The sequence below is a fragment of the Pseudomonas sp. zfem003 genome (genome assembly GCF_032621675.1).
GTDB lineage: Bacteria > Pseudomonadota > Gammaproteobacteria > Pseudomonadales > Pseudomonadaceae > Metapseudomonas > Metapseudomonas otitidis.
In genome coordinates, this window is the sequence record NZ_JAVYJG010000013.1 from 1 (window position 1) to 12,684 (window position 12,684).

The window sequence follows — 12,684 nt, forward strand, 5'->3', positions numbered from 1 at the left end:
CCCGAACTCAGTAGTGAAACGATGCATCGCCGATGGTAGTGTGGGGTTTCCCCATGTGAGAGTAGGTCATCGTCAAGCACCTATACCAAACCCCCGATCATCGAAAGGTGATCGGGGGTTTGACTTTGCGCGGAAGAAAAATCCAACTCGGTCATTCGAGTCTGCAAGCTTTCCGCTGAGTCTTGTTCGTCCCTGTGAAAGGGTACCCCGTCAAAGCTGCGTGTCGGTCTTCCGCTCCCATCCGCCGACCGCTCACTTCTTGGCGCTCGCCACTGCGCAGACACAAAAAAGCCGCCTATTGGCGGCTTTCGCTGGGGTGGAGAGTTAATCCCCTCGGTATTCACACCCGCTTGTGCACGTCTCGTGTATGCGTACTCGGCTCAGTTCCGGGATCAGCGGCTTGACCTGTTGCCAGATCCACTTGGCCAGCACTTCACTGGTGGGGTTTTCCAGGCCGGGGATGTCGTTCAGGTAGTTGTGGTCCAGTTGCTCGTAGATGGGCCTGAACAGTGCCTTGATCTCCGAGAAGTCCCGAATCCAGCCGGTATGGGGGTCAACGTCCCCTTCGATATACAGGGCGACTCGGAACGAATGGCCATGAAGGCGGCCGCACTTGTGTCCGGCCGGTACGTGGGGGAGGCGGTGGGCTGCCTCGAAGATGAATTCCTTGAAGATTTCCAACTGCTGCGCCCTGGCTGAAAGGGATTTCGGGGGCGCGAGTGTATCAGGTGCGCTGAGTGTTTTCGTGCCGTCTGGCGCTAGCCTGGCTTCAGCGAAGGCCCAGGCGCTTCGCCAGGCGTAGAAGGTTGGCGCGATCCAGTCCCAGATCGCGTGCCGCCGCTGCCCAGTTGCCCTGATGATGCTCCAGCCCGGCCTCGATCAGGCGTCGCTGGTAATCATCGACCGCTTCCCTCAGGTCACGGACCTCGCCAGCACCTGCTTCGATTGCACCGGATGTCGCAGTCACGCCCTCCTGAAGCGTGGGCAGCGCCAGGTCAGAGGCGTCGATCGTCAGGATACGTGGTCGGTGGGGGCGCACAGCAGCCAGCGCCTTGAGTCCCGCCCTACCGATCAGATGCTCTAACTCCCGCACGTTCCCTGGCCAGTCATAGCGGAGGAGGGCGGCCTGTGCGTCTGCTGCCAGGCGCAGGCTGCGTAGCCCTAGCTGGGCCCGGTTGCGTTCGAGGAAGAAGCCCGCCAGCAGCAGCACATCCCGCCCACGCTCCCGCAATGACGGAACCAGCAGCGGATACACGCTCAGCCGGTGGTACAGATCGGCGCGAAAACGGCCTTGCCTGACCTCCTCGGCCAAGTCCCGGTTGGTGGCTGCGATGACCCGTACATCCACCCGGTGCTCCCGATCCGAACCGACGCGCTGCAGTTGCCCGCTCTGCAGCACCCGCAGGAGCTTCGCCTGGACGGCCATGGGCAGCTCGCCCACTTCATCGAGGAACAGCGTTCCCCCGTCGGCCAGCTCGAACTTGCCTCGACGATCATTCACCGCGCCCGAGAACGCCCCACGTACGTGACCGAACAGCTCGCTCTCCACCAGCGTGTCCGGGAGCGCCGCGCAGTTCAGGCTGACCATCGGCATCCCGTGCCGGGGCGAGCGGGTATGGATCGCCTGGGCCACCAACTCCTTGCCAACCCCCGTTTCCCCGGTCACCAGCACCGTCAGCTCGCTGTCCGCCACCGTTGCGATCTCCGCCAGCAGCGCCTTGTGCGCAGCACTCTGGCCGATCAGTTCACGAGGAGCCGGCTCGCCGGCGGCCTGGCGGTATGCATCCGCCCGTTGCCGTTCGTCCTGGGCGCGACGCTCCAGGTCATGCATGCGCTCCGCAGCCTTCACCGTGGCGGAAGCCAGGCTGGCGAACTGTTCCAGTGTCTGCAGGTCCTGCTGCGAAAAGCGCGACGGGTCCAGGGCATCCAGCGTCAGCAAACCCCATGGGCGCTCATCGAGGTAGAGCGGGCACCCCAGGCAGTCATGCACCTCCAGGTGCGCGTGATGGCCCTCCACCAACCCGTCGTAGGGATCGGGCAGGTCACAGTCCGCAGGAAAGTGCGTAGGGGATCGCTGTTCCAGCAAGGCCGCGAGACGGGGGTGATCGGCCACGCGGAAGCGCCTGCCCAGGGTGTCGAGGCTCAGTCCATCCACTGCCAATGGCACCAGGTGCTCATCCTCCAGGCGAAGAAGTGCCGTGGCATCGCACGGTAGCAACCCGCGGAGGGCTTCCAGCAAACGACGATAGCGCTCGCGTTCGGGCAGGTCGCGGGAGAGGTCGCTGACCAGGGGAAGCAAGGTCTGCAGCAAGGAGGGCGCAGTCATAATGACTCCATGTGTGTCGTTAAGACATGGAGCCAAGTGTAGTCAAATTAACCTGAATAAATACAACTCACTGAATATAAAGGGAAAATTTTCTGGCACGAAAACTGGAATAGCCAAGGTGAACCATCACACCACAAGGGAAACCCCCATGCTGTCCAGCCAAGCCCGTGCAATCGTCACTTCCACCATCCCGCTGCTGGAAACCGGCGGCGAAGCGCTGACCACCCACTTCTATCGCATCATGCTGACCGAGTATCCCGAGGTTCGCCCGCTCTTCAACCAGGCCCACCAGGCCAGTGGCGACCAGGCTCGCGCCCTGGCCAACGGCATCCTCATGTATGCCCGCCACCTTGATCGCCTTGACGCCCTGGGGCCGATGGTCGGGCGCATCGTCGCCAAGCACGTTGCCCTGCAGATCCTGCCCGAACACTACCCCATCGTCGGCGCCTGCCTGCTGCGGGCGATCCGCGAAGTGCTGGGCGATGAGATTGCCACCGACGAGGTGATCGCCGCCTGGGCCGACGCCTACCAGCAGCTTTCCAGCCTACTGATCGCTGCCGAGGAAGAGGTGTACGCCGCCAACGCCGAATCCGAAGGCGGGTGGCGGGGTGGTCGTCGCTTCGTGGTCCGGCAGAAAGTGGTGGAGAGCGAAGAGATCACCTCGTTCTACTTGGCTCCCGCCGATGGCGGCCCCGTCCAGGCGTTCATCCCCGGGCAGTTCATCGGCCTGCGGCTGGACATCGATGGGCAGGAGGTGCGCCGCAACTATTCCCTGTCCGCCGCACCCAATGGCCGCGACTACCGCATCAGCGTCAAGCGTGAGCCGAACGGCAAGGTTTCCAACCACCTGCATGACCGGGTCGGGGAGGGCGACGCCCTTGAATTGTTCGCCCCCGCCGGCGACTTCATCCTGCGCCCCGGCCGCAAGCCCCTGGTGCTGATCAGCGCCGGCGTCGGTATCACCCCCGCCCTGGCCATGCTCGAAGCCGCCAACGGAAGCGGTCGACCGATCCACTTCATCCACTGCGCCCGCAATGCATCCGTGCAGGCTTTCCGCCCCTGGCTGGAAGAGATGACCGCGCGCACGCCCAACCTGCGACTCCACACCTGCCTCAGCGAACCGAACGCCGGTGACCGGGCCGATGCCATCGGCCTGCTGAGCCGCGACCAACTCGCCCAGTGGCTGCCCGCCTCCCGTGATGTCGAGGCGTACTTCCTCGGTCCCAAGCCCTTCATGGCCATGGTCAAGAAACACCTCGCCGCGTTGGGCGTGCCGGCTGCACAGTGCCACTACGAGTTCTTCGGCCCGGCTGCCGAACTGGATGCCTGAACCGCCGCCCGGCACCCCGGTGCCGGGCCTTTCCTGGAGGAGTTCGCCATGCGCCCTGTCCCTTGCCGTTGCCCCTTGCTGAGCCTGGCCCACCGCCTGCTGGCTGCCGGCCTCGCGCTGCTGCTGGTTGGCGTCGTTGGCGCCTATGGGCTGGATCGTTACCTCGTGCTGCCCGCCCAGGTGCTGGCCCATGGACTGGTCATCCTGGGGCCCACGCTGATCAAGGTCGGCTATGTCATCCGCCTTACCGCCCTGCAGCGGCTGCATCGGGAGGCCTGCCATGCAACTGCGTGACCGTCGCCGCGAACTGGCCATTGCACCGCTCTGGCGCCTGGGGTTCCGCCCCTTCTTCCTGGCGGGCAGTGCCTTTGCGTTGCTCGCGGTAGCGGCTTGGCTGGGCGTGCTGAGCGGGCTGCTTCAGGGTTGGCAGCCCACCGGAGGCTGGCTCGCCTGGCACCGTCACGAGATGCCTTTCGGCTTCGCCGTGGCAATCATTGCCGGCTTCCTGCTCACCGCCGTGCAGAACTGGACCGGCCAGCCGGGCCTTGCCGGCCGCCCCCTGGTCGGCCTGTTCGTGGTGTGGCTGCTGGCGCGCCTGGCCTGGCTGGCCGGTGTGCCCCTGGTGATGGCGGCGCCCCTGCAACTGGTCTTCCTGCCCTTGCTGGCCTGGGTGATCGGTCGTCGCCTGTGGCGGGTGCGACAGCGCAACAACTACCCGGTGGTGCTGATGCTTCTGCTGTTGGCAGTGGCCGATGGGCTCGTGGTGCTGGGCATGCTCGCGGGCAACGACGCCTGGCAGCGCCAGGGTGTGCAGGGTGCGCTCTGGCTGGTGGCCGCGCTGATGGGCTTGATCGGCGGGCGGGTGATCCCGTTCTTCACCCAGCGCGGACTTGGCCTGCCCAGCCAGGTCAAGGCCTGGCCCTGGTTGGAGTGGGGCACCCTGGGGCTGTCGCTGGCAGTGGCGCTGTCGACGCTCATGGGCGCCGCCAACCGGTCTGTTCCGTTCCTGGCGCTGCCGTTCGCCGTGCTCGGGGCGGGGCACCTGCTGCGCCTGGTGCGCTGGTATCACCGGGGCATCTGGCGGGTGCCACTGCTCTGGTCACTGCACCTGGCATTCGCCTGGCTGGTGGTGGCGCCGTTCGGCCTGGCGGCCTGGCACCTGGGCTGGCTGGCGGGCAGCAGTCCGGCCCTCCACGCCCTGGCGGTGGGGGCCATGGGTGGGTTGATCCTGGGGATGCTGGCGAGGGTCAGCCTGGGGCACACCGGGCGCGCGCTGGTGGCACCAGCGGCGATGGGCTGGGCCTTCGGCCTGCTCAACCTGGGGGCGGTGCTGCGGGTCTTCGGCATCGGGATTTGGCCACTGGCCAGCCTGCTGCTGGCCGGAGCCTGCTGGATCCTGGCCTTCGCCCTGTTCCTCGGGCACTACGGGCCGATGTTCTGGCGGGCCCGGGTGGATGGCCAGCCAGGCTGAAGGCAGAGGGTCAGGGGCGGGCGGCGCGCAGGCGGGCCAGTTCCTGTTTCAGCCAGTCCGCGGAGAGTTGCTCCTGACCGGCGCAGTTCACCTTGTAGGGCTTGCCGCTCATGCTGCTTTCCGTGGCGGCCCGGGCGATGAAGTCCTCGGCGTTGTCCACCAGGCCCTTGTTTTCCAGGTAGTCCAGCTTCTTCTGCAGGTGCTGCCGTGCTTCGGCGGCGGGGTATTCACTGCCGTTGCGGATGAACAGGCAGCCACTGCTCTCCACGAACCCCAGCAGGGCGTTGATCTCCTGCTGGCTCCGCGCGTCCAGCTGGGCCTGGCTCGGGGTGGTCGCAAGCAGCAAGCAGCTGGCGCAGATGGCCCGCCAGGTAACGGTGGAAGCGCGCATCGTTCCAATACTCCATGTGGCTCAAAGGGGTGTGGCGTTTGTACCAGGGGCCGACCGGCAGGGCGACGTCCTCCGTCACGACTTCGGCATAGTTCTGCAGCGGTCGCAGCGGATAGCCCAGCGGATCGGCCGGCGCATACACGTTCAGCCAGCGCGCAGCGTGCTCAAGGCCCGCCGGCAGGCAATGGCCGGGAAAGCGGATCGGCCGCACCGGGTCGTAGGCGAAGGTGAAGAGCGGGATGTTGCAGCCGAAGGTCACCAGGCCCGCCAGGGTTTCCAGCGCGAGAAAGGGATCGCGCGGGCAACTGGGCGTGGTGTTCAGCTTCTGCTGGTCCCAGACGAAGTTGGAGAAGATGTGCCCGCCCAGCGAGTGGGCCAGCACCACCAGTGGCGTGGTCGGTGCCACCTTGGCCCGCAGGGCGGTGAGGCCGTTGCGCAGGCACTGGTGCACTTCTTCATAGGTGGTGTCGTAGGCCTGGCTCACCTTGCGGTAGCCGCTGGCATCACCGAGGAACAGCGTCACCGCCTCGCGCAGCCAGCGCCAGGTCACCGGTTCGTGCTCCAGACGGTCGAGGTAGGCCCGCTCGCGGCGGTCCAGCACGCTGGCCCAGTACAGGCTCTGGAAGGCGATGGCATCGGCCTCCATACCCAGCTCCCGGCGCAACCCGCCGATAAGACCCTGGGCATAGCTGTACTGGCCCTCGGCATCGCGCTGGTCGGGCTGGCTGCCAATGCCATGCAGGATGGCGACGGCGAGTTTCATGAATCCTTCCTTGGAACAGATGGGGTCAGAGGGGCAGCAGGCGCTCGGCGAGGCGGCCGCTGTCGGCCAGTTCGAGGAACTCGTCGCCCAGCCGCTGGCTTTCCGCCATGGCCTTGCGCCAATAGCGCTCGCGGCCGTCGTCGTCGCCCAGGTAGCGGGTGAAGTCCTTGCGGTCCGGCAGCTTGCCGTGGGGCAGGGTGGCCAGGTAGTCCTTCGACGGTGCCAGCAGCAGCACGTCCTGCAGGCGCTCGGCATCGCCACGGCGCCAGGGCAGGCCCTTGTCGAACCAGCCGGGGATGACCTTGTCGGTGAAGTGCGGGTAGAGCACCACCCCGTCGCCCTGGTAGGGCAGGTCCAGGTGGTAGTCCAGCAGGCCGCCGTCGCGGTAGGTGCCGGGGCCGACGCCGGGGATGTCGCGCACCCCCTCCATCACCATGGGGATGGAGCCGGAGGCCAGCAGTGCATGGCGCAGGTTGGCACCGTCCAGGGGCAGGCAGCGCGAGGGGAAGTCGTTCAGCGGCGCCAGCGGCGGTGCCAGGCGGCTGTCATGCAGGATCACCCGCTCGAAGTGACGCGCCAGGCGCGGGCGGCCCAGCAGGTTGGCGCCGATCACCGAAGACAACCCCAGGCCCAGTGCACCTCGACGGTCGTGGGCGAGCAGGCCGTGGCTCTTCACTACCACCACGTTCAGGCGGTAATGCGGGTTGCTCAGCACCTGCTGGTCCTGGCCGTCGAGCAACTGGTCCAGCATCGCCGTGCAGCGGCGGCTCACGTCCGCCATGCTCACGCCCTTGGGGAAGCGCTGCGAGGTGTACAGCTCGCCGAGGCGACGGAGGCCTTCCGCGGCGTCCGGCAGGCAGGCACTGGCGAAGCGCCAGGAGCCGATCGAGGCGCCGATCAGCGAGCGCTCCTGGGGCGCTCGGGGCAGCCATTCGCCGAACAGCGCCAGGTCCAGGCCCTGGATGCCCAGCGCCTTCGGCCCGCCCGCCGCGCCCGGGAGGATCTTCACATCCGCCGGTTGCAGGCCACGCTCGCGGATACGGGCCAGGGCCCGCTTGCCGGCGCGCAGGGTAAGGGCGGGCGACTTGATGTGAATGGCGCTCATGGGGGCCTCCGAAAAAAGCGAGGCAGCGATTATAGTGGCCCGCGCCTGCGGACCAAGTGCTTTCAGCGCGTGAATGATGCCTCCGCCTGTAGCACGATGCCGCCCCGGCAGCGGGGAGCCTGGCGAATTCAGCTTGAATTAATGGCGACTGGCTACAGTGGACCCATCTCAAGACAGCGCCCCCCACAAGGAGAAGCCACGATGAAAACCCTTACCGCCCTGTTCGCCACTGCCGTTCTCGCCACCACCTCCAGCCTCGCCCTGGCCCGCGACCTGGGGCCGGACGAAGCGCTCAAGCTGCGTGACGCCGGCACCATCCAGTCCTTCGAGAAGCTCAACGCCGCCGCCCTGGCTCAGCACCCCGGTGGCACCATCAACGAGACCGAACTGGAAGAAGAGTACGGCCGCTACGTCTACCAGGTGGAACTGCGTGACGCCAAGGGCGTGCAGTGGGACCTGGAGCTGGACGCCACCAACGGCCAGGTTCTGAAGAACCACCAGGACGACTGATGCGCCTGATCATTCGCTACAGCGGCATCGTCGCCCTGGTCCTGGCCACCTGCACCCTGCAGGCCATGGCCCGCGACCTGGACCAGGACGAAGCCCTCAAGCTCCGCGAGCGAGGGGTGATCATGCCCCTCGAACAACTCCTCGACCGCGCCCTGGGGCTCTACCCCGGGGCGCGCCTGCTGGAAGCGGAGCTGGAGGAAGAGGACGATATCTACGTGTACGAAGTGGAACTGCTGACCACCGATGGCGTGGTCCGCGAGCTGGAACTGGATGCCCGCGACGGTCGCATCCTGAAGGACGAGGAAGACGACTGATGCGCCTGTTGTTGGTGGAGGACCATGTCCCCCTGGCCGATGAACTCCTGGCTGGCCTGACCCGCCAGGGCTATGCCGTGGACTGGCTGGCCGACGGCCGCGACGCCGCCTACCAGGGCGCCAGCGAACCCTACGACCTGATCGTGCTGGACCTCGGCCTGCCGGGCCGCCCCGGCCTCGAAGTGCTGCAGGAGTGGCGCGCCAATGGCCTCGCCACCCCCGTGCTGGTGCTCACCGCGCGGGACTCCTGGGCTGAGCGCATCGAAGGCCTCAAGGCCGGTGCCGATGACTACCTGACCAAGCCGTTCCACCCCGAGGAACTGGCCCTGCGCATCCAGTCTCTGCTGCGCCGCGCCAAGGGCCTGGCCAACCAGCCGCACCTGGAGGCCGCCGGCCTGCAACTGGACGAAGCCCGCCAGTGCGTGCTGCGTGACGGCGAAGAGGTGACCCTGACCGCCGCCGAGTTCCGCCTGCTGCGCTACTTCATGCTCCACCCCGGGCAGCTGCTCTCCAAGAGCCACCTGGCGGAGCACCTCTACGACGGCGAGACCGAGCGCGACTCCAACGTCATCGAAGTCCACGTCAACCACCTGCGCCGCAAGCTCGGCCGCAGCGTCATCGAGACCCGCCGCGGCCAGGGCTACCGCTTCACCGGGGTCACCGGGTGAGGTCCATCCAGCGCCAGCTTTCCCTCGGCCTGGTCGCCCTGCTGCTGGTGGTTGGCCTGCCCCTGGCCCAGCTCAGCCTGTGGCTGTTCGACGATGGCCTGCGGCGTTACCTGGAGAACAACCTGCGCAGCGAAGCGGAAGGCCTGCTCGCCGCCCTGGTGCGCGGTCCCAATGGCATCCAGCTGGACGAGCAGAAGCTCAACCCCGCCCACCAGCAGCCCTTCTCCGGGCGTTACTTCGTGATCCGCATCGACGACCGCCCCTGGCGCTCCCGCTCGCTCTGGGACAGCGAGCTGCAACTGCCCGAGCGCGCCGGCCTGGCTGCCGACCTGCTACCCGGCCCCCGCGAGCAGCGCCTGCTCACCTACCGGGGCGACTACCGGCGCTTTGGCCGCCAGGTGGTCATCGTCGTCGCCCAGGACTACACCCCCGTGCTGGAAGACTTCCGTCGCGTGCAATGGACCGGCGTCGCCCTCGGCCTGGCCGCGCTGCTGCTGATCCTCGGGCTGCAGCGCTACACCGTCCGTCGCGCCCTGCAGCCCCTGGAGCGGGTGCGGCAGCAGATCGCCCAGTTGCAGCAGGGCCAGCGCAGCGACCTGGACGCCCAGGTGCCCCAGGAGCTGGAGCCGCTGGTGGGCCAGGTCAACCACCTGCTGGCCCACACTGAAGACACCCTGCGCCGCTCGCGCAATGCCCTGGGCAACCTTGGCCACGCCCTGAAGACCCCGCTTGCCGTGCTGGTCAACCTGCAGGACCGGGAGGAGCTGCGCGAGCATCCCGAGCTGCGCGCCACCCTCACCGAACAGCTGGAGCAGATCCAGCAACGCCTCGCCCGTGAACTGGGGCGTGCCCGGTTGGCCGGCGAAGTGCTGCCCGGCGCGCACTTCGATTGCGACGCGGAGCTGCCGACCCTGTTCAATACCCTGGCCATGATCCACGACAGCGCACTCGACCTCGACTGGAGCGTCGAGCCCGGCCTGCGCCTGCCCTGGGACCGGGAAGACCTGCTGGAACTGCTGGGCAACCTGCTGGACAACGCCTGCAAGTGGGCCGAGACCCAGGTCCTGCTGGGCATTGCCCGAGAGGGCGACGGCTACCGGCTGTGCGTCGACGACGACGGCCCCGGCATCGCCGAGGACCAGCGCCAGGCCGTGCTCGAGCGCGGCACCCGCCTCGACGAACAGGTGGCCGGGCATGGACTCGGCCTGGGCATCGTGCGGGACATCGTCGACGCCTGGGGCGGCCGCCTCGCCCTGGACAGCAGCCCCCTCGGCGGCCTGCGGGTGCGTATCGACCTGCCTGCGCCTCGCCGTTGACGGCACGCAGTGCGGTTGGTATCAGGCCTGTCTAGTCTGTAGGCAACCCAACAAGGACCCGCCCCATGCATGCATTCGATGCTCCCCATCCGCCGCAACTGGCCCGGCTGCTCGGTTTTGCCGGGCTGGTGCCCTTCGTCACGGGCGCACTCGGCATCTGGCTGACCCCGATCGGCTGGCGCCCCCTGGTGCTGGCGGCGTTGCTCGACTACGCCGCCGTCATCCTCGCGTTCATGGGGGCCATTCACTGGGGGCTGGCCATGCGCGCCGGCCAGGAGGACACCCGCGCGCGCTTGCAGCTGGGCTTCTCGGTGATTCCCGCATTGTTCGGCTGGGTCGCCATCTCCGCCGGGCTGCCCGCCGGCCTGGCGGTGGCCGTGTTCATTCCGGCTTTCATCGGCCTTTACCTGGCCGACCTGCGTGCCGTGCGCCTGGGCCTGGCACCGGATTGGTACCCGGCCCTGCGCCGCCCGCTGACCATCGGCGTGGTCACCAGCCTGCTGGTGGCCTGGGGCGGCCTGCTACTCGGCCAGCCAGGCTGATACCGTAGCCAGCGCCGCCTCGCGGCGCTCGGCCCAATCCCCCTCAAGCACCACGTAGCGCTGCCCCCGGGCCTTCAGCCACGTCTCGCTGGCGTGGAAGAATGCCAGGCGTTCGGCCAGTGCCGGCTGGCAGCGCTGCCCATCGCCCACCCAGGGCACGCCTTCCGGGCTCAGCAGCAGGTGCAGGTCGTAGCGGCGCTCGTCCAGGGCCGTCTCCAGCCAGGCCGGGCAGTCGCCAAACAGCGTGCGGCTCCAGAGGATGTTGCTCAGCAGGTGGGTATCCAGCACCAGCAGCGCCGAGCGCTCGGCCCGTGCCGCGTCCTCGCGCTGCAACTGCCCCCGGGCGATCAGGGGAATGTCGGCGTAGCAGGTGTCGCGCTGCTGCTCGTCGATGAACTCGCGCACGTACTCGCCCACCACCCGGCCGCCGAAGCGCACGGCGATCTCGCCGGCCAGCCAGCTCTTGCCGCTGGACTCGGGGCCGGCCAGTACCAGCACCTTCATGCCGAGGCCGCCAGGGGTTGGCGCCACTGCCGCCAGCCATGCACCGCCAGCAGGGTGAACAGCGCATAGAGCGCGGCGGTGAGGTAGAGCCCCTTGTAGGTGAACAGCCCGACGAAGATCACATCCACCACGATCCACAGCGCCCAGCACTCCAGGCGCTTCTGCGCCATCCACACCTGGGCCACCAGGCTGAACCCAGTCAGCGCCGCGTCCAGCCAGGGGGCGGCGGCATCGGTGTGGGTGGCCATCACGTAGCCCAGCGCCAGGCTGCCGGCGGCCCCCAGGCCCAGGCCGGTCGCCAGCTGCGCCGGTGCCAGGCGGCTGACCTCGCGGCCGTCATGGCGGGCGCCGCCCCGGGTCCATTGCCACCAGCCGTAGCCTTGCAGCACGGCGTAGATGCCCTGCAGCAGCATGTCGGAATAGAGCTTCACCTCGAAGAAGATCCAGACGTAGATCAGCACCATCACCAGGCCGATGGGCCAGCACCAGATGTTCTGCCGGGCGGTGAGCCAGACGGCCAGCACGCCGAGCGCGGCGGCGAAGAGTTCAAGCGGTGACACAGGCGACCCTCGTTCGATGGAGGGGCGATTGTAGCGGCTCCCACCTGCCGCGCCAGCAGCGGCAGGTGGGGCAGGGGAGGGCTCAGATGCGGAACTGGCGCAGCAGGTGGCCGAGGCGTTCGGCCAGCTCGTTCAACTGGTGGCTGGCGCTGCGGGTCTGCTCGGCGGCCATGGCCGTGTCGTGGGCCAGGCTGGCGGCCTGGGTGACGTTCTGGTTGACGTCCTCCACCACGTGGGACTGCTCCAGGGTGGCACTGGCGATGGAGGCATTGAGGCCCGTGAGGTTGCGCAGCGACTGGCCGATCTGCCCCAGGCTCTCGCCGGCCTGGCTGGCGCGTTCCACCGTGGCCTGGGTGGCCCGGCTGCTCTCGTCGATGACCTTCACCGCTGCCTCGGAGTTGGCCTGCAGGCGCTCGATCATGGTCTGGATCTCCGCCGTGGATTTCTGCGTCCGCTGGGCCAGCAGGCGCACCTCGTCGGCCACCACGGCGAAGCCACGGCCCTGCTCCCCGGCACGGGCGGCCTCGATGGCTGCGTTGAGCGCCAGCAGGTTGGTCTGCTCGGCGATGGAGCGGATCACCTCCAGCACGCTGCCGATCTGCGAACTTTCCGCCGCCAGCGAACGGATCACCTCCACCGCCTGGCCGATGGTGCTCGCCAGGTCGCTGATCTGCTGGATGCTGGCATCGATGCTGGTCTGGGCCAGGCGCGCCTGGTCCTCGGCGGTGCGCACCTCCTCGGCGGCGTGTTCGGCGTTCTTGGCCACGTCCTGCACGCCGTAGGTGACCTGGTTGATGGCGGTGGCCACCAGTTCCATACGCTGGGACTGCTGCTCGCTGTGGGCGTGGCCGTCCTGGGCGATCCCGCCCAGGGCGCTGGCCGAC

Annotated in this window: 16 protein-coding genes; 8 read left to right on the forward strand and 8 right to left on the reverse strand. The window is 67.8% G+C overall.

The window, feature by feature from the left end:
* Positions 1 to 324: 324 nt before the first annotated feature.
* Both queD and norR read right to left on the reverse strand, forming a co-directional pair.
* Positions 325 to 681, reverse strand: coding sequence for a 6-carboxytetrahydropterin synthase QueD (queD, locus tag RTK35_RS27220; RefSeq protein WP_044408942.1), 357 nt, complete (start codon positions 679 to 681; stop codon positions 325 to 327).
* An 88-nt stretch (positions 682 to 769) separates the two neighbouring features.
* A complete protein-coding gene (gene norR, locus RTK35_RS27225) occupies positions 770 to 2,326 on the reverse strand; it encodes a nitric oxide reductase transcriptional regulator NorR (protein ID WP_316909433.1) in 1,557 nt (518 codons plus the stop codon).
* A 148-nt stretch (positions 2,327 to 2,474) separates the two neighbouring features.
* On the opposite strand from norR, the gene hmpA reads away from it, so the two are divergent.
* Genes hmpA through RTK35_RS27240 form a run of 3 tightly spaced genes read left to right on the forward strand, consistent with a single transcriptional unit; the run spans position 2,475 to position 5,127 of the window.
* Entirely contained in the window at positions 2,475 to 3,656 is a 1,182-nt protein-coding gene (gene hmpA / locus RTK35_RS27230; RefSeq protein WP_316909434.1) for an NO-inducible flavohemoprotein, read from the forward strand.
* A 48-nt stretch (positions 3,657 to 3,704) separates the two neighbouring features.
* Entirely contained in the window at positions 3,705 to 3,950 is a 246-nt protein-coding gene (locus tag RTK35_RS27235; protein ID WP_316909435.1) for a transmembrane sensor/regulator PpyR, read from the forward strand.
* Entirely contained in the window at positions 3,937 to 5,127 is a 1,191-nt protein-coding gene (locus RTK35_RS27240) for an NnrS family protein (protein WP_316909436.1), read from the forward strand. The genes RTK35_RS27235 and RTK35_RS27240 overlap by 14 nt, the downstream gene beginning before the upstream one ends.
* A gap of 10 nt (positions 5,128 to 5,137) precedes the next feature.
* On the opposite strand, the gene RTK35_RS27245 is transcribed toward RTK35_RS27240, so the two are convergent.
* The 3 genes from RTK35_RS27245 to RTK35_RS27255 are packed head-to-tail and all read right to left on the reverse strand — an operon-like array spanning position 5,138 to position 7,386.
* Positions 5,138 to 5,395: a DUF5329 domain-containing protein gene (locus RTK35_RS27245; protein ID WP_268194663.1), complete on the reverse strand. Its 258-nt coding sequence runs from the start codon at positions 5,393 to 5,395 to the stop codon at positions 5,138 to 5,140.
* Positions 5,355 to 6,281 carry a hypothetical protein gene (locus RTK35_RS27250; RefSeq protein WP_236214411.1) on the reverse strand — a complete coding sequence of 309 codons (927 nt, stop codon included), beginning with the start codon at positions 6,279 to 6,281 and terminating at the stop codon, positions 5,355 to 5,357. The genes RTK35_RS27245 and RTK35_RS27250 overlap by 41 nt, the downstream gene beginning before the upstream one ends.
* A gap of 25 nt (positions 6,282 to 6,306) precedes the next feature.
* Positions 6,307 to 7,386 carry a patatin-like phospholipase family protein gene (locus RTK35_RS27255; protein WP_160481150.1) on the reverse strand — a complete coding sequence of 360 codons (1,080 nt, stop codon included), beginning with the start codon at positions 7,384 to 7,386 and terminating at the stop codon, positions 6,307 to 6,309.
* Positions 7,387 to 7,587: 201 nt separating this feature from the next.
* Here RTK35_RS27255 and RTK35_RS27260 point away from each other — a divergent pair, with 201 nt between their 5' ends.
* From RTK35_RS27260 to RTK35_RS27280, 5 genes are all read left to right on the forward strand, one after another.
* On the forward strand, positions 7,588 to 7,896 hold the full coding sequence (locus tag RTK35_RS27260; protein ID WP_279863270.1) for a PepSY domain-containing protein: 309 nt from the start codon (positions 7,588 to 7,590) through the stop codon (positions 7,894 to 7,896).
* A complete protein-coding gene (locus tag RTK35_RS27265) occupies positions 7,896 to 8,210 on the forward strand; it encodes a PepSY domain-containing protein (RefSeq protein ID WP_044408964.1) in 315 nt (104 codons plus the stop codon). Before RTK35_RS27260 ends, RTK35_RS27265 begins: the two co-directional genes overlap by 1 nt.
* The gene (locus tag RTK35_RS27270) at positions 8,210 to 8,878 is read left to right on the forward strand and encodes a response regulator transcription factor (protein ID WP_044408967.1); all 669 of its coding nucleotides are present in this window, start codon (positions 8,210 to 8,212) and stop codon (positions 8,876 to 8,878) included. Before RTK35_RS27265 ends, RTK35_RS27270 begins: the two co-directional genes overlap by 1 nt.
* Complete coding sequence (locus RTK35_RS27275) at positions 8,875 to 10,194, forward strand: sensor histidine kinase (protein WP_282888000.1); 1,320 nt, start codon at positions 8,875 to 8,877, stop codon at positions 10,192 to 10,194. Before RTK35_RS27270 ends, RTK35_RS27275 begins: the two co-directional genes overlap by 4 nt.
* Positions 10,195 to 10,259: 65 nt before the next feature.
* Positions 10,260 to 10,736 carry a DUF3429 domain-containing protein gene (locus RTK35_RS27280; protein WP_222901550.1) on the forward strand — a complete coding sequence of 159 codons (477 nt, stop codon included), beginning with the start codon at positions 10,260 to 10,262 and terminating at the stop codon, positions 10,734 to 10,736.
* Here the strand turns inward: RTK35_RS27280 and RTK35_RS27285 are convergent.
* The 3 genes from RTK35_RS27285 to RTK35_RS30705 all read right to left on the reverse strand — a co-directional run bounded on the left by RTK35_RS27285 (position 10,716) and on the right by RTK35_RS30705 (position 12,617).
* Positions 10,716 to 11,240, reverse strand: coding sequence for an AAA family ATPase (locus RTK35_RS27285; protein WP_316909437.1), 525 nt, complete (start codon positions 11,238 to 11,240; stop codon positions 10,716 to 10,718). The genes RTK35_RS27280 and RTK35_RS27285 overlap by 21 nt on opposite strands.
* The gene (gene pnuC / locus RTK35_RS27290; RefSeq protein WP_044408981.1) at positions 11,237 to 11,800 is read right to left on the reverse strand and encodes a nicotinamide riboside transporter PnuC; all 564 of its coding nucleotides are present in this window, start codon (positions 11,798 to 11,800) and stop codon (positions 11,237 to 11,239) included. Before pnuC ends, RTK35_RS27285 begins: the two co-directional genes overlap by 4 nt.
* Positions 11,801 to 11,882: 82 nt before the next feature.
* Positions 11,883 to 12,617, reverse strand: a complete 735-nt coding sequence (locus tag RTK35_RS30705; RefSeq protein WP_373874400.1) for a methyl-accepting chemotaxis protein — start codon at positions 12,615 to 12,617, stop codon at positions 11,883 to 11,885.
* Positions 12,618 to 12,684: the final 67 nt, after the last annotated feature.